31 protein-coding genes are annotated in these 19,209 nt (G+C 66.5%); 1 reads left to right on the plus strand and 30 read right to left on the minus strand.

All coding sequences use genetic code 11. The features are described 5' to 3' along the window. Positions 1–49 precede the first annotated feature (49 nt). The 3 genes from glmM to rplM all read right to left on the minus strand — a co-directional run bounded on the left by glmM (position 50) and on the right by rplM (position 2,584). Positions 50–1,408, minus strand: a complete 1,359-nt coding sequence (gene glmM / locus IH68_RS0107830; protein ID WP_030930451.1) for a phosphoglucosamine mutase — start codon at positions 1,406–1,408, stop codon at positions 50–52. Positions 1,409–1,570: 162 nt separating this feature from the next. Further along, the gene (gene rpsI / locus IH68_RS0107835) at positions 1,571–2,098 is read right to left on the minus strand and encodes a 30S ribosomal protein S9 (RefSeq protein ID WP_030930455.1); all 528 of its coding nucleotides are present in this window, start codon (positions 2,096–2,098) and stop codon (positions 1,571–1,573) included. Between the two features lie 42 nt (positions 2,099–2,140). Further along, positions 2,141–2,584 (minus strand): 50S ribosomal protein L13, encoded by a 444-nt coding sequence (gene rplM / locus IH68_RS0107840; RefSeq protein ID WP_030930458.1) that lies wholly within the window; start codon positions 2,582–2,584, stop codon positions 2,141–2,143. Between the two features lie 349 nt (positions 2,585–2,933). On the opposite strand from rplM, the gene IH68_RS0107845 reads away from it, so the two are divergent. Beyond that, complete coding sequence (locus IH68_RS0107845; RefSeq protein WP_030930461.1) at positions 2,934–3,818, plus strand: hypothetical protein; 885 nt, start codon at positions 2,934–2,936, stop codon at positions 3,816–3,818. Here the strand turns inward: IH68_RS0107845 and truA are convergent, their stop codons facing one another. The 27 genes from truA to rplB all read right to left on the minus strand — a co-directional run bounded on the left by truA (position 3,819) and on the right by rplB (position 19,192). After that, positions 3,819–4,676 (minus strand): tRNA pseudouridine(38-40) synthase TruA, encoded by an 858-nt coding sequence (gene truA / locus IH68_RS0107850; protein WP_030930464.1) that lies wholly within the window; start codon positions 4,674–4,676, stop codon positions 3,819–3,821. Positions 4,677–4,844: 168 nt separating this feature from the next. After that, a complete protein-coding gene (gene rplQ, locus IH68_RS0107855) occupies positions 4,845–5,354 on the minus strand; it encodes a 50S ribosomal protein L17 (RefSeq protein WP_030930467.1) in 510 nt (169 codons plus the stop codon). 85 nt (positions 5,355–5,439) lie between these two features. Further along, entirely contained in the window at positions 5,440–6,462 is a 1,023-nt protein-coding gene (locus tag IH68_RS0107860) for a DNA-directed RNA polymerase subunit alpha (protein WP_003966937.1), read from the minus strand. Between the two features lie 120 nt (positions 6,463–6,582). Continuing rightward, positions 6,583–6,987, minus strand: a complete 405-nt coding sequence (gene rpsK / locus IH68_RS0107865; protein ID WP_003956432.1) for a 30S ribosomal protein S11 — start codon at positions 6,985–6,987, stop codon at positions 6,583–6,585. A 70-nt stretch (positions 6,988–7,057) separates the two neighbouring features. Continuing rightward, positions 7,058–7,438: a 30S ribosomal protein S13 gene (gene rpsM / locus IH68_RS0107870; RefSeq protein ID WP_020135802.1), complete on the minus strand. Its 381-nt coding sequence runs from the start codon at positions 7,436–7,438 to the stop codon at positions 7,058–7,060. Between the two features lie 196 nt (positions 7,439–7,634). After that, entirely contained in the window at positions 7,635–7,748 is a 114-nt protein-coding gene (rpmJ, locus tag IH68_RS0107875) for a 50S ribosomal protein L36 (RefSeq protein ID WP_003998809.1), read from the minus strand. A gap of 59 nt (positions 7,749–7,807) precedes the next feature. Beyond that, a complete protein-coding gene (gene infA, locus IH68_RS0107880) occupies positions 7,808–8,029 on the minus strand; it encodes a translation initiation factor IF-1 (RefSeq protein WP_003948620.1) in 222 nt (73 codons plus the stop codon). Positions 8,030–8,319: 290 nt separating this feature from the next. Next, a complete protein-coding gene (gene map / locus IH68_RS0107885; RefSeq protein ID WP_030930478.1) occupies positions 8,320–9,156 on the minus strand; it encodes a type I methionyl aminopeptidase in 837 nt (278 codons plus the stop codon). A gap of 100 nt (positions 9,157–9,256) precedes the next feature. After that, positions 9,257–9,919, minus strand: coding sequence for an adenylate kinase (locus IH68_RS0107890; protein ID WP_030930481.1), 663 nt, complete (start codon positions 9,917–9,919; stop codon positions 9,257–9,259). Beyond that, positions 9,919–11,232, minus strand: coding sequence for a preprotein translocase subunit SecY (gene secY, locus IH68_RS0107895; protein WP_030930483.1), 1,314 nt, complete (start codon positions 11,230–11,232; stop codon positions 9,919–9,921). The genes IH68_RS0107890 and secY overlap by 1 nt, the downstream gene beginning before the upstream one ends. 187 nt (positions 11,233–11,419) lie before the next feature. Next, a complete protein-coding gene (gene rplO / locus IH68_RS0107900; protein WP_003974249.1) occupies positions 11,420–11,875 on the minus strand; it encodes a 50S ribosomal protein L15 in 456 nt (151 codons plus the stop codon). Between the two features lie 2 nt (positions 11,876–11,877). Continuing rightward, positions 11,878–12,060: a 50S ribosomal protein L30 gene (rpmD, locus tag IH68_RS0107905; RefSeq protein ID WP_003974250.1), complete on the minus strand. Its 183-nt coding sequence runs from the start codon at positions 12,058–12,060 to the stop codon at positions 11,878–11,880. Between the two features lie 2 nt (positions 12,061–12,062). Beyond that, on the minus strand, positions 12,063–12,668 hold the full coding sequence (rpsE, locus tag IH68_RS0107910) for a 30S ribosomal protein S5 (RefSeq protein WP_009190144.1): 606 nt from the start codon (positions 12,666–12,668) through the stop codon (positions 12,063–12,065). 36 nt (positions 12,669–12,704) lie between these two features. Continuing rightward, complete coding sequence (gene rplR, locus IH68_RS0107915; RefSeq protein ID WP_030930487.1) at positions 12,705–13,088, minus strand: 50S ribosomal protein L18; 384 nt, start codon at positions 13,086–13,088, stop codon at positions 12,705–12,707. 3 nt (positions 13,089–13,091) lie between these two features. After that, positions 13,092–13,631 carry a 50S ribosomal protein L6 gene (gene rplF, locus IH68_RS0107920; RefSeq protein ID WP_030930490.1) on the minus strand — a complete coding sequence of 180 codons (540 nt, stop codon included), beginning with the start codon at positions 13,629–13,631 and terminating at the stop codon, positions 13,092–13,094. Positions 13,632–13,655: 24 nt separating this feature from the next. Next, positions 13,656–14,054, minus strand: coding sequence for a 30S ribosomal protein S8 (gene rpsH / locus IH68_RS0107925; protein ID WP_030930492.1), 399 nt, complete (start codon positions 14,052–14,054; stop codon positions 13,656–13,658). A 210-nt stretch (positions 14,055–14,264) separates the two neighbouring features. Further along, positions 14,265–14,450 (minus strand): type Z 30S ribosomal protein S14, encoded by a 186-nt coding sequence (locus tag IH68_RS0107930; protein WP_003948630.1) that lies wholly within the window; start codon positions 14,448–14,450, stop codon positions 14,265–14,267. 5 nt (positions 14,451–14,455) lie between these two features. Then, positions 14,456–15,013, minus strand: a complete 558-nt coding sequence (gene rplE, locus IH68_RS0107935) for a 50S ribosomal protein L5 (RefSeq protein ID WP_030930495.1) — start codon at positions 15,011–15,013, stop codon at positions 14,456–14,458. After that, complete coding sequence (gene rplX / locus IH68_RS0107940) at positions 15,013–15,336, minus strand: 50S ribosomal protein L24 (RefSeq protein ID WP_030930498.1); 324 nt, start codon at positions 15,334–15,336, stop codon at positions 15,013–15,015. The genes rplE and rplX overlap by 1 nt, the downstream gene beginning before the upstream one ends. Before the next feature lie 2 nt (positions 15,337–15,338). Then, positions 15,339–15,707 carry a 50S ribosomal protein L14 gene (rplN, locus tag IH68_RS0107945; protein WP_003998823.1) on the minus strand — a complete coding sequence of 123 codons (369 nt, stop codon included), beginning with the start codon at positions 15,705–15,707 and terminating at the stop codon, positions 15,339–15,341. Positions 15,708–15,909: 202 nt separating this feature from the next. After that, positions 15,910–16,197, minus strand: a complete 288-nt coding sequence (gene rpsQ / locus IH68_RS0107950; RefSeq protein ID WP_030930500.1) for a 30S ribosomal protein S17 — start codon at positions 16,195–16,197, stop codon at positions 15,910–15,912. Next, positions 16,197–16,421: a 50S ribosomal protein L29 gene (gene rpmC, locus IH68_RS0107955; RefSeq protein WP_030930505.1), complete on the minus strand. Its 225-nt coding sequence runs from the start codon at positions 16,419–16,421 to the stop codon at positions 16,197–16,199. Before rpmC ends, rpsQ begins: the two co-directional genes overlap by 1 nt. Then, entirely contained in the window at positions 16,421–16,840 is a 420-nt protein-coding gene (gene rplP / locus IH68_RS0107960; protein ID WP_009327094.1) for a 50S ribosomal protein L16, read from the minus strand. The genes rpmC and rplP overlap by 1 nt, the downstream gene beginning before the upstream one ends. Before the next feature lie 5 nt (positions 16,841–16,845). Continuing rightward, on the minus strand, positions 16,846–17,670 hold the full coding sequence (gene rpsC, locus IH68_RS0107965) for a 30S ribosomal protein S3 (RefSeq protein WP_030930513.1): 825 nt from the start codon (positions 17,668–17,670) through the stop codon (positions 16,846–16,848). Continuing rightward, on the minus strand, positions 17,670–18,017 hold the full coding sequence (rplV, locus tag IH68_RS0107970) for a 50S ribosomal protein L22 (protein ID WP_003974262.1): 348 nt from the start codon (positions 18,015–18,017) through the stop codon (positions 17,670–17,672). The genes rpsC and rplV overlap by 1 nt, the downstream gene beginning before the upstream one ends. A gap of 44 nt (positions 18,018–18,061) precedes the next feature. Next, the gene (rpsS, locus tag IH68_RS0107975; protein WP_030930516.1) at positions 18,062–18,343 is read right to left on the minus strand and encodes a 30S ribosomal protein S19; all 282 of its coding nucleotides are present in this window, start codon (positions 18,341–18,343) and stop codon (positions 18,062–18,064) included. Positions 18,344–18,355: 12 nt separating this feature from the next. Further along, the gene (gene rplB, locus IH68_RS0107980) at positions 18,356–19,192 is read right to left on the minus strand and encodes a 50S ribosomal protein L2 (RefSeq protein ID WP_030930519.1); all 837 of its coding nucleotides are present in this window, start codon (positions 19,190–19,192) and stop codon (positions 18,356–18,358) included. Positions 19,193–19,209 lie beyond the last annotated feature (17 nt).

Consider the following 19,209-nt stretch of genomic DNA (forward strand, 5'->3'; position numbering starts at 1 on the left):
ACCCGTTCGGCACATTTTGTTACTACCTATGGGTGACCCGGGGTCGGCCCTAGCCCAGCGCCGACTTCACCACATCGGCAAGCCGCCCGGCCACCGCCCGAGCCTGGTCGATGTCCGCAGCCTCGACCATCACCCGCACCAACGGCTCCGTCCCCGACGGCCGCAGCAACACCCGCCCGGTGGACCCGAGTTCCCGCTCGGCCTCGGCAACGGCAGCCGCCAGCTCCGCAGAGGTCTTCACCCGCGCCCGGTCCACGTCCGGCACATTGATCAGCACCTGCGGCAGCCGCTCCATGACACCCGTGAGGTCCTTGAGCGTACGACCGGTCTCGGCGACCCGGGCCGCCAGCAACAACCCGGTCAGCGTGCCGTCCCCGGTGGTCGCGTGATCGAGGATGATCACGTGCCCGGACTGCTCGCCACCGAGCGCGTATCCGTGCTCCTTCATCTCCTCCAGCACATACCGGTCCCCGACCGCCGTCTGGACGAGATGCAGCCCCTCCCGCTCCAGCGCCAGCTTGAAGCCGAGGTTGGACATGACCGTCGCGACAACGGTGTCCTGACGCAGTACGCCCCGCTCCCGCATCGCCAGCGCCAGCACGGCCAGGATCTGGTCGCCGTCGATCTCCGCGCCGGTGTGGTCCACGGCGAGGCACCGGTCCGCGTCACCGTCGTGCGCGATGCCGAGCGCGGCCCCGTGCTCCACGACGGCGGCCTTCAGCAGATCCAGATGGGTCGATCCGCAGCCGTCGTTGATGTTGAGCCCGTCCGGCTCGGCGCCGATCGTGATCACCTCGGCACCGGCCCGCGAGAACGCCTCCGGCGAGACCCGCGCCGCGGCACCGTGCGCCTCGTCGAGGACGATCTTCAGCCCGTCGAGCCGGTTCGGGAGTACGCCGATCAGATGCGCGACGTACTGGTCGAACCCCTCGTCGTACGACCGCACCCGCCCGACGCCCGCACCGGTAGGCCGCTCCCAGGGCTCGCCGTGCCGGTGGGAGTCGTACACGGCCTCGATCCTGTCCTCCAGCTCGTCGGCGAGCTTGTGGCCGCCGCGGGCGAAGAACTTGACGCCGTTGTCGGGCATGGCGTTGTGGCTGGCGGAGAGCATGACGCCCAGATCGGCGCCGAGCGCGCCCGTGAGATACGCCACCGCAGGAGTGGGCAGCACTCCGACGCGCAGGACGTCCACACCCGCGCTGGCGAGGCCGGCGACCACGGCGGCCTCCAGGAACTCCCCGGACGCACGCGGGTCCCGTCCGACGACCGCCGTCGCCCGGTGGCCCTCGAAGGTGCCCGCCTCGGCCAGTACGTGCGCCGCGGCCACGGAGAGGCCGAGCGCCATCTCCGCCGTCAGGTCCGCGTTGGCTACGCCGCGCACGCCGTCCGTGCCGAAGAGTCGTCCCACTTGTCCTCCTGAGGAAGCGTCAGTTGTCGCAGGCGTACCGGCAGCCCATCACACAAGACTTCGAGGGTCTTGTGCCGTTATACGCCCCCGACGGTGATAAACGAACGCCCCGACAGCACTGAGGCGTGCCGCCGGGGCGTTCGTACGAGCAGGCAGCGAAGCTTAGCGCTTGCTGTACTGCGGGGCCTTGCGGGCCTTCTTCAGACCGGCCTTCTTGCGCTCGACCGCACGGTCGTCGCGCTTGAGGAAGCCGGCCTTCTTGAGCGGGCCGCGGTTGTTGTCGACGTCGGCCTCGTTCAGCGCGCGTGCGACACCGAGACGGAGCGCACCGGCCTGACCGGAGACACCGCCACCCGAGATACGGGCGATGACGTCGTAGCGGCCTTCGAGCTCGAGCACCTTGAAGGGCTCGTTGACTTCCTGCTGGTGCACCTTGTTCGGGAAGTAGTCCTCGAGGGTGCGACCGTTGATCTTCCACTTGCCGGTGCCCGGGACGATCCGGACGCGGGCGATGGCGTTCTTGCGACGGCCCAGGCCGGCGGCCGGCTGGGGCTCGCCGAAGCGGGACGCGAGGGACTCCGAGGTGTACTCGCCCTCGACGGGGACCTCGGACTCGGTGGTGTAGCTGTCGATGTCGACAAGCTCGGTCTCGGTCTCTTCGACCGGCTGCTCAACGGTGGTCTCGGCCACGATGCTCCTCAGATTCTCTTCAGTCTTAGGGGGTGGCCGGACTTACTGCGCGACCTGGGTGATCTCGAACGGCACCGGCTGCTGGGCAGCGTGGGGGTGCTGGTCGCCCGAGTAGACCTTCAGCTTCGAGAGCATCTGACGGCCCAGGGTGTTCTTGGGGAGCATGCCCTTGACGGCCTTCTCGACGGCCTTCTCGGGGTTGTTCGCGAGGAGGTCGTCGTAGCGGACGGAGCGCAGACCACCCGGGTAGCCGGAGTGGCGGTACGCCATCTTCTGGGTCCGCTTGTTGCCGGAGAGGTGCACCTTGTCGGCGTTGATGATGATGACGAAGTCACCGGTGTCGACGTGAGGGGCGTAGATCGGCTTGTGCTTGCCCCGCAGGAGGGACGCAGCGGTGGTGGCGAGACGGCCCAGGACGACGTCCTGAGCGTCAATGACGTGCCACTGGCGAGTCACATCGCCGGGCTTGGGGCTGTACGTACGCACTTCGCAGCCTTCTTCTTCAGGGATGGGTGCTGACACTTGGCATCACTGAAGCGATCGTGCAGCTGGGGACGACAAATATGCCGGGAACACTGCCCGTATGCCGCCCACTGGTAACTGCTCCAGGGAACCTAGGTAAAGGCCTCTCGCGTGAGAACGAGCGAGCCAATACACAACGAAGAAGCAGAATACCTGCGCAGACCTGAACGGGTCAAAACGAGGTCTCCGCCACACGGCGGAGACCGAGCAGCGACCGAGCAGCGACCGAGTTGTGCCCCCCTGCCGGAAAGGTCCCCGGCCGCTCCACCGGAGACACACCGGCACCCTCCGCCTCCCGTCTAAGATGCGCCCCATGAGCTATGGGCAGCAGGGGGGACCCCAGTCCCAGTGGGACCCCTGGAAACCGCAATCCCAGCAGCCGTGGACCAGCGGCGGCGACGACGGCCAGACCCCGGACTGGGCAGCGCTCGCCGAGGCCTCCGAGACGCGCAACAAGAAGCGCCGGATGCTGTTCATCGGCGGCGGCGCGGTCGCCACGATCGCGATCGGCACCGCCGTCGCCATGGCCGTCGTATCGGCGAACGGCAACAACGAGGCCTCGGGCAACCCGTCCAACCTGCCCGCCAGCGGGTCCATCCCGAGCAGCAGCGCCTCGGCGCCCTCCTTCGCCCCGACCAGCGCCCCGCCCCCGCTGGACCCGAGGGAGTTCATCGCCAGCAAGGCCAAGGACACTGCCCCGCTCAGCGCGCAGAGCCTCTTCCCGTACGCCAAGCTGCCCATGGGCTCCACCGTGTACAAGCGGGGCGCGACGACCGACACGAAGAGCTGCGCCCCGACCGCGCAGGGCACCCTCCCGAAGGTCCTCACCGCCAACGACTGCACCCGCCTCCTGCGCGTCACCTACACCACGAAGGACGTCGCGGTGACGATCGGCGTCGCCGTCTTCGACACCGAGGCACAGGCGACCAGGGCCAGGACCCAGTCGGACAAGAAGGGCTTCATCAAGGCGTTGGCCGGTGACGGGGTGAAGGCCTTCTGCAACGCCGCCACCTGCCTCACGACAGCCAACTCCTACGGCCGCTACGCCTACTTCGCCACCGCCGGCTTCACCACCGGCAAGGACGTCACCAACCAGTCCACGACGGTGTACTCGGCCGGCAACGACCTGCGGCTGTTCACATACCGCCAGATCCACAGCCGCGGCGAGGCCCAGGCGTCGGCAGCGGCGAACCGGTAACTAGCAACACCCGGCCCCGGGCAGCGTCCGCTTGTTCCGCGCCTCCTTGTTGCGCGCGGCGAGCAGCTCGTCGGCCGGGTAGCCGACCTCCTCCAGGGTCAGCCCGTGCGGCCGTACGACATGCACGGCGGAGTCGCGTACGCCGGCCGCGAGCACCTTCCCCGGCCAGTCCGGCCCCCGGTGCCCGTCCCCCACGAACAACAGCGCCCCGATCAGCGAGCGCACCATGTTGTGGCAGAAGGCGTCGGCCCGCACGGTCGCGGTGATGATCCCGTCGTCCCCGCGCACCAGGCTCAGCTGCTGCAGCGTACGAATGGTGGTCGCGCCCTCCCGCTTCTTGCAGTAGGCGGCGAAGTCGTGCTCCCCCAGCAGCCGTTCGGCGGCCTCGTTCATGGCGTCCACGTCGAGCGGCCAGTCGTGCCGGAGGACGTGGTTGCGCAGCAGCGGGTCGACGCCACCGGGGTTGTCGGTCACGCGATACGCGTACCGCCGCCAGACCGCCGAGAACCGGGCGTTGAAGCCGCTGGGAGCCTCCCTGAGGGCCCAGACCCGCACATCCCTCGGCAGCCGCCCCGCAAGCCGCTTGAGCAGCTTGTCGTGGTGCGCACCCCAGACCTCCCGCGGCAGATCGACATGGGCCACCTGCCCCCGCGCATGCACCCCGGCATCGGTCCGCCCGGCCACGGTCAGCTCGTACGTCGTTCCCCCCGACCGCGTCACGGTCCGCAGGGCGTCCTCGATCTCCCCCTGCACGGTCCGCCGCCCCCCGGCCTGCTTGGCCCACCCGGAGAACTCGCTCCCGTCATAGGAGAGATCGAGACGGACACGTACGTAACCGGGCTCTACTTCGTCACTCACCCAGAGATCCTCTCAAGAACACCAAAGCGGGCCCGCTCCTCGAAAGGAACGGGCCCGCCAACGCCCTGAAGGGGCGCGGGACTGTGTCGGATTTGCGGCTAACGCCGCGTGTGCGCGACCAGCCACAACGAACTCGCAGCCGCCGATGCACAGCCCCCGGCAGAACGCTTACGCGTCCTTCGACTCCTCGGCAGCGTCCTCAGCCTCGTCGGCCTTGGTCGTGTCGACCTTGGCGTCCTCGACCGGAGCCGCAGCCTCGGCGTCCTTGGCGGCACGCTTGGTGGCGGCCTCGGCCTCACCCGTCGCCTGCTGCGCAACCGTCAGCGCCTCGACCAGCTCGATGACAGCCATGGGCGCGTTGTCGCCACGGCGGTTACCGATCTTGGTGATGCGGGTGTAGCCACCCGGACGGTTCTCGTAGCGCGGGCCGATCTCGGTGAAGAGCGTGTGGACGACGCTCTTGTCCGTGATGACCTGCAGCACCTGGCGGCGGTTGTGAAGGTCGCCCTTCTTCGCCTTGGTCACCAGACGCTCGGCGTACGGCCGCAGACGGCGGGCCTTCGCCTCGGTGGTGGTGATACGGCCGTGCTCGAACAGCGACTTCGCGAGGTTCGCGAGGAGCAGCTTCTCGTGCGCGGCGCTGCCGCCCAGACGGGCACCCTTGGTGGGCTTCGGCATTGTTCTTCTCCTGTGTGTCTGCCCCGGCCGTATCAGGTACCGGGGTCAGGAACCCGATGAGCGGATGCTCACCGGCAAAGACCGATCAGTACTGCTCGGTCTCCACGAAACCCGCGTCCGCGTCGTCGTCGGCGCCGAAGGCGTCGGCGGCGGCGGTCGGGTCGAATCCGGGCGGGCTGTCCTTCAGGGCCAGGCCCATGCCGGCCAGCTTCGCCTTGACCTCGTCGATGGACTTCGCACCGAAGTTGCGGATGTCCAGGAGGTCGGCCTCGGAGCGCGCCACGAGCTCACCCACGGAGTGGATGCCCTCACGCTTGAGGCAGTTGTACGACCGAACGGTGAGCTCCAGCTCCTCGATCGGCAGCGCCAGATCAGCGGCGAGGGCGGCGTCCGTCGGGGACGGGCCCATGTCGATGCCCTCGGCGTCGATGTTCAGCTCGCGGGCGAGACCGAACAGCTCGACCAGGGTCTTACCGGCGGAGGCCATGGCGTCACGCGGACGCATCGCCTGCTTGGTCTCGACGTCGACGATCAGCTTGTCGAAGTCGGTGCGCTGCTCGACACGGGTCGCCTCGACCTTGTACGTGACCTTCAGCACGGGGCTGTAGATGGAGTCGACCGGGATACGGCCGATCTCCTGGCCCACCTGCTTGTTCTGCACGGCGGAGACGTAACCGCGGCCGCGCTCGACCGTCAGCTCCATCTCCAGCTTGCCCTTGCCGTTGAGCGTGGCGAGGACGAGGTCGGGGTTGTGCACCTCGACACCGGCCGGGGGCGCGATGTCGGCGGCGGTGACGAGACCCGGACCCTGCTTGCGCAGGTACATCACGACCGGCTCGTCGTGCTCCGAGGAGACGACCAGCTGCTTGATGTTGAGGATCAGGTCGGTGACGTCCTCCTTGACGCCCGGCACGGTGGTGAACTCGTGCAGAACGCCGTCGATGCGGATGGACGTGACCGCCGCACCCGGGATCGAGGAGAGGAGCGTACGACGCAGGGAGTTGCCGAGGGTGTAGCCGAAGCCCGGCTCCAGCGGCTCGATCACGAACCGGGAGCGGAACTCGTCGACGACCTCTTCGGTCAACGAGGGACGCTGAGCGATCAGCATGTTGCGTTCCTTCTGTCAGGGGCGCCCGCTATTTGACGCCCTGAGGTACTACAAGGGTACGGGCGATACGACCCTTACAGAGCCGTACCGCCCGAAACCACTGCCTGCGAAGGCGACGCGTCAGACGCGACGACGCTTCGGCGGACGGCAGCCGTTGTGCGGGGTGGGGGTGACGTCCTGGATGGAGCCGACCTCGAGGCCCGTGGCCTGGAGGGAGCGGATCGCGGTCTCGCGACCGGAGCCCGGGCCCTTCACGAAGACGTCGACCTTGCGCATGCCGTGCTCCTGCGCGCGGCGGGCGGCCGACTCGGCGGCCATCTGCGCGGCGAAGGGGGTGGACTTGCGCGAGCCCTTGAAGCCGACGTGGCCGGCGGAGGCCCAGGAGATCACGTTGCCCGAGGGGTCCGTGATCGAGACGATCGTGTTGTTGAACGTGCTCTTGATGTGCGCGTGGCCGTGAGCGACGTTCTTCTTTTCCTTGCGGCGCACCTTCTTGGCAGCGCCCTGACGACCCTTGGGGGGCATCTACAAACTCCTACGGGGAGGTGGTCGGTCCTACAGCGAAGACCGCTGATGAAGCGTTGTCCGCTGAGGACTACTTCTTGCCCGGCTTCTTCTTGCCGGCGATGGCGCGACGCGGACCCTTGCGGGTACGGGCGTTGGTGCTGGTGCGCTGACCGCGGACGGGCAGACCGCGACGGTGACGGAGACCCTGGTAGCAGCCGATCTCGACCTTGCGGCGGATGTCGGCCTGGATCTCGCGACGGAGGTCACCCTCGGTCTTGATGTTGTTGTCGACGTACTCGCGGATCGCGACGAGCTGCTCTTCGCTCAGGTCACGAACACGGGTGTTCGGGTCGATGCCCGTCTCCGCCAGCGTCTGCTGCGAAAGGGTCCGGCCGATGCCGAACACGTAGGTGAGGGCGACCTCCACGCGCTTTTCGCGCGGGATGTCAACACCGGAAACGCGTGCCACTTCAATGGCTCCTGGTGATCTTCGGAGGTCTTCCGCAGAACCGGTTCCCGGCCGCCGTACGAGGTACGAACCGAGTCCCCGGCCTCCGAACCGGGGGTGTCAAGCCGTGTCGGCTTGGGTCCTGCGTATGAACATATTCAGCTCGCGTCGCGCGAATCTCTGCGATGTCGATGCAGAGGGATCGGTCGATCGTGCGTCAGCCCTGGCGCTGCTTGTGGCGCGGGTTCTCGCAGATGACCATGACCCGACCGTGACGGCGGATCACCCTGCACTTGTCGCAGATCTTCTTGACGCTCGGCTTGACCTTCATGGGATTGAGGTTCTCCGGGTCAGTGCCACCACCCCGCCGAAGCGGGATGCGGGCAAGATCTACTTGTAGCGGTAGACGATCCGGCCACGCGTCAGGTCGTACGGAGACAGCTCCACCACGACCCGGTCGTCAGGGAGGATGCGGATGTAGTGCATACGCATCTTGCCGCTGATGTGTGCCAGGACCTGGTGGCCGTTCTGGAGCTCGACCTTGAACATGGCGTTCGGAAGAGACTCGACGACAGTGCCCTCGATCTCGATGGCACCTTGCTTCTTGGCCACGCTTCGCCCTTCGAATCGACTACCTTGATCGACTCCGTGCGTTTCCCTTACGGGTGCATGCGGACATGCGGGTACACGAGAGCCGACGAGTCAGTCTACGTCAGCGCATCCCGAAAGACGAATCGAGGAAGGATGCCCCGCACTGGAGATCGTTAAGCCACGTACAGGCTGTGGGCAGTCGTTCCTCCCCCAGTGCCTCAAGGGCCTGGGAGGTGCCCCCAGGGCGGAACGGGTGGCCACAGCCGGACCCGCAGCCGCGTACGGCGCGCATGCCCCACCCACCGCAGGCGTTACGCCAGCGGGTCCGGAGCAGCCACGATGCCGTACTCGGCCAGCTTCGCCTTACCGCCGTCGGGAGCCGTGAGCACCAGAGGACCGGCCTCCGTCAAGGCCACCGAGTGCTCCCAGTGGGACGACCACGTGCCGTCGATCGTGATGACGGTCCAGTCGTCGGAGAGAACCTCCGTCTTCGGCGTACCGAGGGACACCATCGGCTCGATCGCCAGGCAGAAGCCCGGGACCAGCTTCGGTCCCTTCCCGCGGCGCTTCTCGACGTAGTTCAGCAGATGCGGGTCCATGTGCATCTCGGTGCCGATGCCGTGGCCGCCGTAGTCCTCGATGATCCCGTACTTGCCGCCGCCCGGCTTCGGCTGACGGCGGATGTACGTCTCGATGGCCCTCGACACATCCACCAGCCGGTTGCCCTGCTTCATCGCCGCGATGCCGGCCCACATGGACTCTTCCGTCACCCGGGAGAGCTCGATCAGCTCCGGGTCGTGGCCGGAGCCGACGAAGGCGGTGTACGCCGCGTCGCCGTGCCAGCCGTCGATGATCGCGCCGCAGTCGATGGAGATGATGTCGCCGTCCTTCAGGACGACGTCGTCGGACGGGATGCCGTGGACGACGACCTCGTTGACCGAGGTGCAGATGGTGGCCGGAAAGCCGCCGTAGCCGAGGAAGTTCGGCTTGGCGTCGTGCTCGGCGAGCACCTTGCGCGCGACCTGGTCCAGGTCCTTGGTGGTGGCCCCTGGCACCGCGGCCTCACGAGTGGCCGCGTGGATGGCGGCGACGACCAGCCCCGCCTCACGCATCTTGGCGATCTGCTCGGGGGTCTTGATCTGCACCATGGATGGCCTGCGCTCTCCGTCACTCACGTCAACCGGTTACCTACACAACAGTACGGCCGTGACGCCCCGTCGGGTGCCACGGCCGTAACTGGGCTGACGGCTACTTGCCGTCGTCCTCGCGCTTGAGGGCTTCCAGCGCCCGCTGCGTTACCTCGCCCACCGGGCCGAGGGACGAGATCGTGACGACCAGGCCCTGCGACTTGTAGTAGTCGATGATCGGCTCGGTCTGCGTGTGGTAGACCTCGAGCCGCGTGCGGACGGTGTCCTCGGAGTCGTCGTCACGCTGGTACAGCTCGCCGCCGCAGACGTCGCAGACGCCTTCCTTCTTGGCGGGGCTGTACGTCACGTGGAACACGTGCGCCGAGTCGTTGCGGCAGATGCGCCGGCCGGCGATCCGCTTGACGACCTCTTCCTCGGGGACCTCGAGGTCGAGTACCGCGTCCAGCTTGATGCCCTCGGTCTTGAGGAGCTCGTCCAGCGCCTCGGCCTGCGAGACATTGCGCGGAAAACCGTCGAGCAGGAAGCCGTTCTCCGCGTCGGCCTGCTCCATGCGGTCCTTGGCCATCGCGATGGTGACCTCGTCGGGGACGAGATTGCCGGCGTCCATGTAGGACTTCGCGAGTTTCCCGAGCTCCGTCTGCTGGCTGATGTTGGCGCGGAACAGGTCGCCCGTGGAGATGTGCGGGACGCGCAGCTTGTCGGCGAGGCGAGTGGCCTGCGTGCCCTTCCCTGCACCCGGCGGCCCGACGAGGACGATTCGCATCAGCGGAGGAACCCTTCGTAATTGCGCTGCTGAAGCTGGCTCTCAATCTGCTTCACCGTTTCGAGGCCAACACCCACGATGATCAGGATGCTGGTACCACCGAACGGGAAGTTCTGGCTTGCCCCGAAGCCAACCAACGCCATCGTCGGTACGAGAGCGATCAGACCCAGATACAGCGAACCCGGCCAGGTGATCCGGTTGAGTACGTAGCTGAGGTACTCAGCGGTCGGTCGGCCAGCCCGGATGCCCGGGATGAAGCCACCATACTTCTTCATGTTGTCGGCGACTTCCTCGGGGTTGAAGGAGATCGCCACGTAGAAGAACGCGAAGAAAACGATCAGCAAGAAGTACGTGGCGACATAAACCGGGTGGTCACCCTTGGTCAGGTTGTTCTGGACCCACGTCTTCCAGCCGGAGTTGCCGCCCGAGAACTGGGCGATCAGGCTCGGGATGTAGAGCAGCGACGAGGCGAAGATCACGGGGATGACACCCGCCTGGTTGACCTTCAGCGGGATGTACGTGGACGTACCACCGTACGACCTGCGTCCGATCATGCGCTTCGCGTACTGCACGGGGATCCGTCGCTGGGCCTGCTCGACGAAGACCACCAGACCGACCATCACCAGACCCACGGCGATCACGGTGCCGAACTCGATCCAGCCGCCGGCGAGCTTGCCCTGCAGCTTGATCGCCCACAGCGCGCTCGGGAAGGTCGCGGCGATCGAGATGAACATCAGGATCGACATGCCGTTGCCGATGCCGCGGTCGGTGATGAGCTCACCGAGCCACATGACGACGCCGGTACCGGCGGTCATGGTGACGACCATGGTGATGGTGGTGAAGATCGACTGGTCCGGAACGATCTGGCTGGCCACCGGGCAGCCGGAGAACAGCGCACCACTGCGGGCGGTGGCGACCAGACCGGTGCCCTGGAGGATGGCAAGCGCCACCGTCAGATACCGGGTGTACTGCGTGATCTTCGCCGTGCCGGCCTGGCCCTCCTTCTTGAGGGCTTCGAGGCGCGGGATCACCACCGTCAGCAGCTGCAGGATGATGCTCGCCGTGATGTACGGCATGATGCCGAGCGCGAAGATCGTGATCTGCAGCAGCGCGCCGCCGCTGAACATGTTGATCAGGCTGAACAGGCCGCGGTTCGAGCTGGCCACGTCCATGCACTGCTGGACGTTCTTGTAGTCGACGCCCGGGATCGGGATGTGCGTACCGATCCGGTACACCACGATGATGGCGAGCGTGAAGAGCAGTTTCTTGCGCAGGTCGGGCGTCCTGAACGCCCGGGCGAACGCGGTGAGCACGGTGCCTCCTGCGACCCCCGCGCAACTGCGTCAAGGGTGACGGTCTTGAGGTTCGACGGATACAAAAAAGAACAGTGCAGGCTACCTTACCGGCGGCACGGCTCCCCTTGGAACGACCGACCGGGGATACCCCATTGTGAGGTATCCCCGGTCGGGACTGCTTACGTCATCGAGACGTCCGAGAAATTCAGACGAGCTCGGTGACGGTGCCGCCTGCGGCGGTGATCTTCTCCTTGGCGGAGCCGGAGACGGCGTCGACCGTCACCTGCAGCGCCACGGAGATCTCGCCCTGGCCGAGGACCTTGACGAGGCTGTTCTTGCGAACGGCACCCTTGGCCACCAGACCCTCGACGGTGACCTCGCCACCCTCGGGGTAGAGCGCGGCCAGCTTGTCGAGGTTCACGACCTGGAACTCGGTCTTGAACGGGTTCTTGAAGCCCTTCAGCTTCGGGAGACGCATGTGGAGGGGCATCTGGCCACCCTCGAAGCGCTCCGGAACCTGGTAACGAGCCTTCGTACCCTTGGTACCACGACCGGCCGTCTTACCCTTCGACGCCTCACCACGACCCACACGGGTCTTGGCGGTCTTGGCGCCCGGGGCGGGACGGAGGTTGTGGATCTTGAGCGGGTTGTTCTCCGCCATGATCAGTCGACCTCCTCGACCGTCACGAGGTGGCGGACGGTGTGCACCATGCCGCGGAACTCGGGGCGGTCCTCCTTGACGACCTGCGTGTTGATGCCCTTGAGACCAAGGGAACGCAGGGTGTCACGGTGGTTCTGCTTGCTGCCGATGTAGGACTTGACCTGCGTAATCTTGAGCTGCGCCATGATTACGCACCCGCCCCGGCACGCGCACGCAGCAGAGCCGCGGGAGCGACGTCCTCGAGCGGCAGACCGCGGCGGGCCGCGATCTCCTCGGGACGCTGCAGACCCTTCAGGGCCTCCACGGTCGCGTGCACGATGTTGATCGCGTTGTCGGAGCCGAGCGACTTCGACAGCACGTCGTGGATACCGGCGCACTCGAGCACGGCACGCACCGGACCACCGGCGATAACACCGGTACCGGGCGACGCGGGCTTCAGGAGCACGACGCCGGCAGCCTTCTCACCCTGGATGGGGTGCGGGATGGTGCCCTGGATACGGGGGACCTTGAAGAAGTGCTTCTTGGCCTCCTCAACACCCTTGGCGATGGCGGCCGGCACCTCCTTGGCCTTGCCGTAACCGACACCCACGGTGCCGTCACCGTCGCCCACCACGACCAGCGCGGTGAAGCTGAAGCGACGACCACCCTTCACAACCTTGGCGACACGGTTGATCGCGACGACACGCTCAACGTAAGCAGTCTTCTCGGCGGCGGCTGCGCCACCGTCACGACCCTTACGGTCCCGCCGCTCGCCGCCACCGGCACCGCCACCGCGGCGCTGGGGTCCAGCCATTGGATTACCTCTCTCTTTCCGCTAGCTACGAGCGGCTCAGAACTTGAGCCCGGCTTCGCGGGCGGCGTCCGCCAGGGCAGCGATGCGCCCGGCGTACTGGTTGCCACCACGGTCGAACACGACAGCCTCGACACCGGCGGCCTTGGCGCGCTCGGCGACCAGGGCGCCGACCTGCTTGGCCTGCGCGGACTTGTCGCCCTCGCCACCGCGGATCGAGGTGTCCAGGGTGGACGCCGACGCAAGGGTGTGACCCTTGATGTCGTCGATCACCTGGGCCACGATGTGGCGGTTCGAGCGGGTAACGACCAGACGCGGACGCTCCGCCGTTCCGTTGATGTTCTTACGGATCCGGATGTGGCGGCGCTTGATCGCGGCGCGCTTGTAGGCGTCGCCCTTGAGGATCTTCTGTCCGTATGCCATGGCTTACTTACCCGCCTTTCCGACCTTGCGGCGGATGACTTCGCCCTCGTACTTGACGCCCTTGGCCTTGTACGGGTCGGGCTTGCGCAGCTTGCGGATGTTGGCCGCAACCTCGCCGACCTTCTGCTTGTCGATGCCCTCGACCGAGAACCGGGTGGGGGCCTCCACCTTGAAGGTGATGCCCTCGGGGGCCTCGACGGTGATCGGGTGGCTGTAGCCGAGAGCGAACTCGAGGTTCGAACCCTTGGCGGTCACGCGGTAACCGACACCGCTGATCTCGAGCTTCTTCACGTAACCCTGGGTCACGCCGGTGATCATGTTCGCCACCAGCGTGCGGGACAGGCCGTGCAGGGCCTTGCTCTGACGCTCGTCGTTGGGGCGGGTGACGTTCAGAACGCCGTCCTCACCCTTGGCGATCTCGATCGGCGCCACGACGGTGTGGGTCAGCGAGCCCTTGGGGCCCTTGACCGAGACCGTCTGGCCGTCGATGGTGACGTCCACGCCGGCGGGAACCGTGATGGGGAGCTTGCCAATACGCGACATAGCTGTTTCCTCCGTTCCCTTCCGCTACCAGACGTAGGCGAGGACTTCCCCACCCACGCCCTTCTTGCCGGCCTGCTTGTCGGTGAGGAGCCCGTGCGACGTGGAGATGATCGCCACGCCGAGGCCGCCGAGCACCTTCGGCAGGTTGGTGGACTTCGCGTACACCCGGAGACCGGGCTTGGAGATCCGCTTGATGCCCGCGATGGAGCGCTCACGGTTCGGGCCGAACTTCAGCTCGAGAACGAGGTTCTTGCCGACCTCGGCGTCCTCGACCTTCCAGCCCGTGATGAAGCCCTCCTGCTGGAGGATCTCCGCGATGTGCGACTTGATCTTCGATGCCGGCATCGACACGGAGTCGTGGTATGCCGAGTTCGCGTTCCGCAGACGCGTAAGCATGTCTGCGATCGGATCAGTCATGGTCATGAATTGGCCTTCGGCCTCTCTCGCCGGGGTTTCCAGGTGCCCATCCCTCTCCTCGATCCGAGACGAGGCGGGTGCGGTGCGGTGGACCTACGGCGTAGTAAGTCGTACGGGCGTCAGGGCGCCCAACCCTCCTAGCCTAAGCCATGGAGGGGTGGGCCCCTGACCAAACCCTTTGCTTACCGAGAGCTTCAGGTATCCCCAAGTAGGGGATTACCAGGAGCTCTTGGTCACGCCCGGCAGCTCGCCACGGTGAGCCATCTCACGAAGGCACACGCGGCACAGGCCGAACTTGCGGTACACGGAGTGGGGACGGCCGCAGCGCTGGCAGCGCGTGTAGCCACGCACGCCGAACTTGGGCTTGCGAGCAGCCTTCGCGATCAGAGCCTTCTTCGCCATCTCGCTCACGCCTCCTTGAAGGGGAAGCCGAGGTGACGAAGGAGCGCACGGCCCTCAGCGTCGTTGGTCGCCGTGGTCACCACGGTGATGTCCATACCCCGGACGCGGTCGATCTTGTCCTGGTCGATCTCGTGGAACATGACCTGCTCCGTGAGACCGAAGGTGTAGTTGCCACGGCCGTCGAACTGCTTGGGGGACAGACCACGGAAGTCGCGGATGCGCGGCAGCGCGAGCGACAGGGTGCGGTCCAGGAACTCCCACATGCGGTCGCCACGGAGCGTGACGTGGGCACCGATCGGCTGACCCTCACGCAGCTTGAACTGCGCGATGGACTTGCGGGCCTTGGTGACGGCCGGCTTCTGACCGGTGATCGTGGTGAGGTCGCGAATCGCGCCGTCGATCAGCTTGGAGTCGCGGGCGGCGTCGCCCACACCCATGTTGACCACGATCTTGACGAGGCCGGGGATCTGCATGACGTTCTCGTACTTGAACTCGTCACGCAGCTTGCCCGCGATCTCCTCGCGGTACTTCGTCTTGAGACGCGGAGTGGTGGTGGTAGCCATCAGATGTCCTCACCCGTCCGCTTGGCAACGCGGATCTTGTTGCCCTCGTCGTCGAAGCGGTAACCGACACGCGTGACGACCTTGTTGCCGTCCTTCTCAACGACCAGCTGGACGTTGGAGACGTGGATCGGCGCCTCGGTCGTGACGATGCCGCCGGCCTGCGAACCGCTGGCGGTCGGGCCGGCCTTGGTGTGCTTCTTGACCCGGTTGACACCCTCGACCAGGACGCGCTCCTCGCGCGGGTAAGCGGCAATGACCTTGCCCTGCTTGCCCTTGTCCTTGCCGGTGATGACCTGAACCAGGTCGCCCTTCTTGATCTTCATGCTTACAGCACCTCCGGAGCCAGCGAGATGATCTTCATGAACTTCTTCTCGCGCAGCTCACGCCCGACCGGGCCGAAGATGCGGGTGCCGCGAGGGTCACCGTCGTTCTTCAGAATGACGGCGGCGTTCTCGTCGAAGCGGATGTACGAGCCGTCCGGACGGCGGCGCTCCTTGACGGTGCGAACGATGACCGCCTTGACGACGTCACCCTTCTTCACGTTGCCACCGGGGATCGCGTCCTTGACGGTGGCGACGATGACGTCACCGATGCCCGCGTAGCGGCGACCGGAGCCACCGAGCACACGGATGCAAAGGATCTCCTTCGCACCAGTGTTGTCGGCGACACGCAGTCGCGACTCCTGCTGGATCACGTCTATCTCCTGTTTGTCTGCCGGTTCCCTCCGGGGGATGCACCGGAGAGCCTGGCGGAACCGTCCTGCGAGTAGCTCCCGCAGGAATTACTTACGCCTCTTGAAGGCGGCGACCCGCGCCGGGGGCTTCACCGCGGCCAGGCCCGAAGGCCTGGGTGGCAGAGCCCCCAGCGAGGGGCAGCGGGGGCGAACCCCCGCTTGACTACTTCGCCTTCTCGAGGATCTCGACGACGCGCCAGCGCTTCGTCGCGGACAGCGGCCGGGTCTCCGCGAGGAGGACACGGTCGCCGACACCCGCGGCGTTCTGCTCGTCGTGCGCCTTGAGCTTGTTCGTACGGCGGATGACCTTGCCGTACAGCGCGTGCTTCACGCGGTCCTCGACAGCGACGACGACGGTCTTGTCCATCTTGTCGCTGACGACGAGACCCTCACGGGTCTTGCGGGCGCCACGTGCGGTCGTCTGCTCTTCAGTCACATTGCTCTCGCTCATCAGGCGTTCTCCACCGTTTCGATGCCCAGCTCACGCTCGCGCATCAGGGTGTAGATCCGCGCGATGTCCTTGCGGACCGCCTTCAGACGGCCGTGGTTCTCGAGCTGACCAGTCGCCGCCTGGAAGCGGAGATTGAACAGCTCTTCCTTGGACTCGCGGAGCTTCGCCAGAAGCTCCTCGTTGCCCAGCTCGCGCAGCTCGGACGCCTTGGTACCGGCCGACATCACGCTTCACCTGCCTCGCGCTTGACGATCCGGCACTTCATCGGCAGCTTGTGAGCGGCACGAGTGAGGGCCTCACGCGCAATCTTCTCGTTGGGGTACGACAGCTCGAACATCACGCGTCCGGGCTTGACGTTGGCGATCCACCACTCCGGAGAACCCTTACCGGAACCCATGCGGGTCTCGGCAGGCTTCTTGGTGAGGGGACGGTCCGGGTAGATGTTGATCCAGACCTTGCCACCACGCTTGATGTGACGCGTCATGGCGATACGAGCGGCCTCGATCTGGCGGTTCGTCACGTACGCCGGGGTGAGCGCCTGGATGCCGTACTCGCCGAACGCAACCTGCGTGCCACCCTTGGCAGCGCCGGAGCGCTTCGGGTGGTGCTGCTTGCGGTGCTTGACCCTACGGGGGATCAGCATGTCGGTCAGGCCTCCGTTCCGGTGCTCTCAGCCGGAGCGGCGGCGGGGGCCTCGGCCTTGGGGGCCTCGGCGCCGGCAGCCTGCTGCGGCTTGCGACCGCGCCGCTCGCCACCGCGGCCACCACGGGCCGGGCGGTCGGAGCCGCCACCGCGAGCCGGGCGGTTACCCGCACGGGCGGCAGCGTTCTCGGCGCGGACCTCGGCGATGTTCTTGACGTCGCCCTTGTAGATCCAGACCTTCACACCGATGCGGCCGAAGGTCGTCTTGGCCTCGAAGAAGCCGTAGTCCACGTTCGCGCGGAGCGTGTGCAGGGGCACACGGCCCTCGCGGTAGAACTCCGAGCGGGACATCTCGGCGCCGCCGAGGCGGCCACCGCACTGGATCTTGATGCCCTTGGCGCCGGCCTTCATCGCCGACTGCATGCTCTTGCGCATGGCACGGCGGAAGGAGACGCGGGAGGAGAGCTGCTCGGCAACGGCCTGCGCAACCAGCTGAGCGTCGGTCTCGGGGTTCTTGACCTCGAGGATGTTCAGCTGGACCTGCTTGCCCGTGAGCTTCTCGAGGTCACCGCGGATGCGGTCGGCCTCGGCGCCACGGCGGCCGATGACGATGCCCGGACGAGCGGTGTGGATGTCCACACGCACGCGGTCACGGGTGCGCTCGATCTCAACCTTCGAGATACCGGCGCGCTCCATGCCGGACGTCATCATCCGACGGATGGCGACGTCTTCCTTGACGTAGTCCTTGTACAGCTTGTCGGCGTACCACCGGGACTTGAAGTCCGTGGTGACACCGAGCCGGAACCCATGCGGGTTAACCTTCTGGCCCATTACCGGGTTCCTTCCTTGCTGCTGACGACCACGGTGATGTGGCTGGTCCGCTTGCGGATCCGGTAGGCACGGCCCTGGGCGCGCGGCCGGAACCGCTTCAGGGTCGGGCCCTCGTCGACGTACGCCTCGGAGATGAAGAGGCTGTCGGCGTCGGTGTGGTCGTAGTTGTGCGCGGCGTTGGCAATGGCGCTGTCGAGCACCTTGCCGACGGGCACGGAGGCTGCCTGCGGAGCGAATCGCAGAACAGCCTGAGCCTCCGTGGCATCCATGCCACGGATAAGGTCCACCACGCGGCGGGCCTTCATGGGCGTAACGCGGATGTACCGCGCCTGGGCCCTGGCTTCCATGGTTGTCCCTCTCAGTTACTTACGTGTCTGAATGCGATCCGCTACTAGCGGCGCTTCGACTTCCGGTCGTCCTTGACGTGGCCCCGGAAGGTGCGCGTCGGCGAGAACTCGCCGAGCTTGTGGCCGACCATCGACTCGGTGACGAACACCGGGATGTGGGTCTTGCCGTTGTGCACCGCGATCGTGTGGCCGAGCATGGCCGGGACGATCATCGAGCGACGGGACCAGGTCTTGATGACGTTCTTGGAACCAGCTTCGTTCTGAGCATCCACCTTCTTGGCGAGGTGCTCGTCGACGAAGGGCCCCTTCTTGAGACTGCGCGGCATCTAAACCCGCTCCTAGCGCTTCTTGTTCGTCTTGCGGCGGCGGACGATGTACTTGTTCGACGCCTTCTTGGGCGAACGAGTACGACCTTCCTTCTGACCCCAGGGGCTGACCGGGTGGCGACCACCGGAGGTCTTGCCCTCACCACCACCGTGCGGGTGGTCAACCGGGTTCATCGCCACACCGCGAACGGTCGGGCGGACGCCCAGCCAGCGCTTGCGGCCGGCCTTGCCCCAGTTGATGTTGCTCTGCTCGGCGTTGCCGACCTCGCCGACCGTGGCGCGGCAGCGCTGGTCGACCAGGCGGATCTCACCGGACGGCATGCGGAGGTGGGCGAGCGAGCCCTCCTTCGCGAGCAGCTGTACGGAGGCACCGGCGGAGCGGGCGAACTTGGCGCCGCCGCCCGGACGAAGCTCCACGGAGTGGATCGTCGTACCGACCGGGATGTTGCGCAGCGCCAGGTTGTTGCCGGGCTTGATGTCGGCGCCGGGGCCGTTCTCGATCCGGTCGCCCTGGGTCAGGCCCTTCGGCGCCAGGATGTAGCGCTTCTCGCCGTCCGCGTAGTGGAGCAGCGCGATGCGCGCGGTGCGGTTGGGGTCGTACTCGATGTGCGCGACCTTCGCCGGCACGCCGTCCTTGTCGTGACGACGGAAGTCGATCACTCGGTAGGCGCGCTTGTGTCCGCCACCCTGGTGGCGAACGGTCACACGACCGGCGTTGTTACGGCCGCCCTTGCTGTGCAGCGGGCGGACCAGCGACTTCTCCGGCGTGGACCGCGTGACCTCGACGAAGTCGGCGACGCTGGAGCCACGACGGCCCGGCGTAGTCGGCTTGTACTTGCGGATTCCCATTTCTCAGTCCTCGTCCG

Origin of the sequence: Streptomyces sp. NRRL S-646, from assembly GCF_000720765.1 — a bacterium.
Taxonomy (GTDB): Bacteria; Actinomycetota; Actinomycetes; order Streptomycetales; family Streptomycetaceae; genus Streptomyces.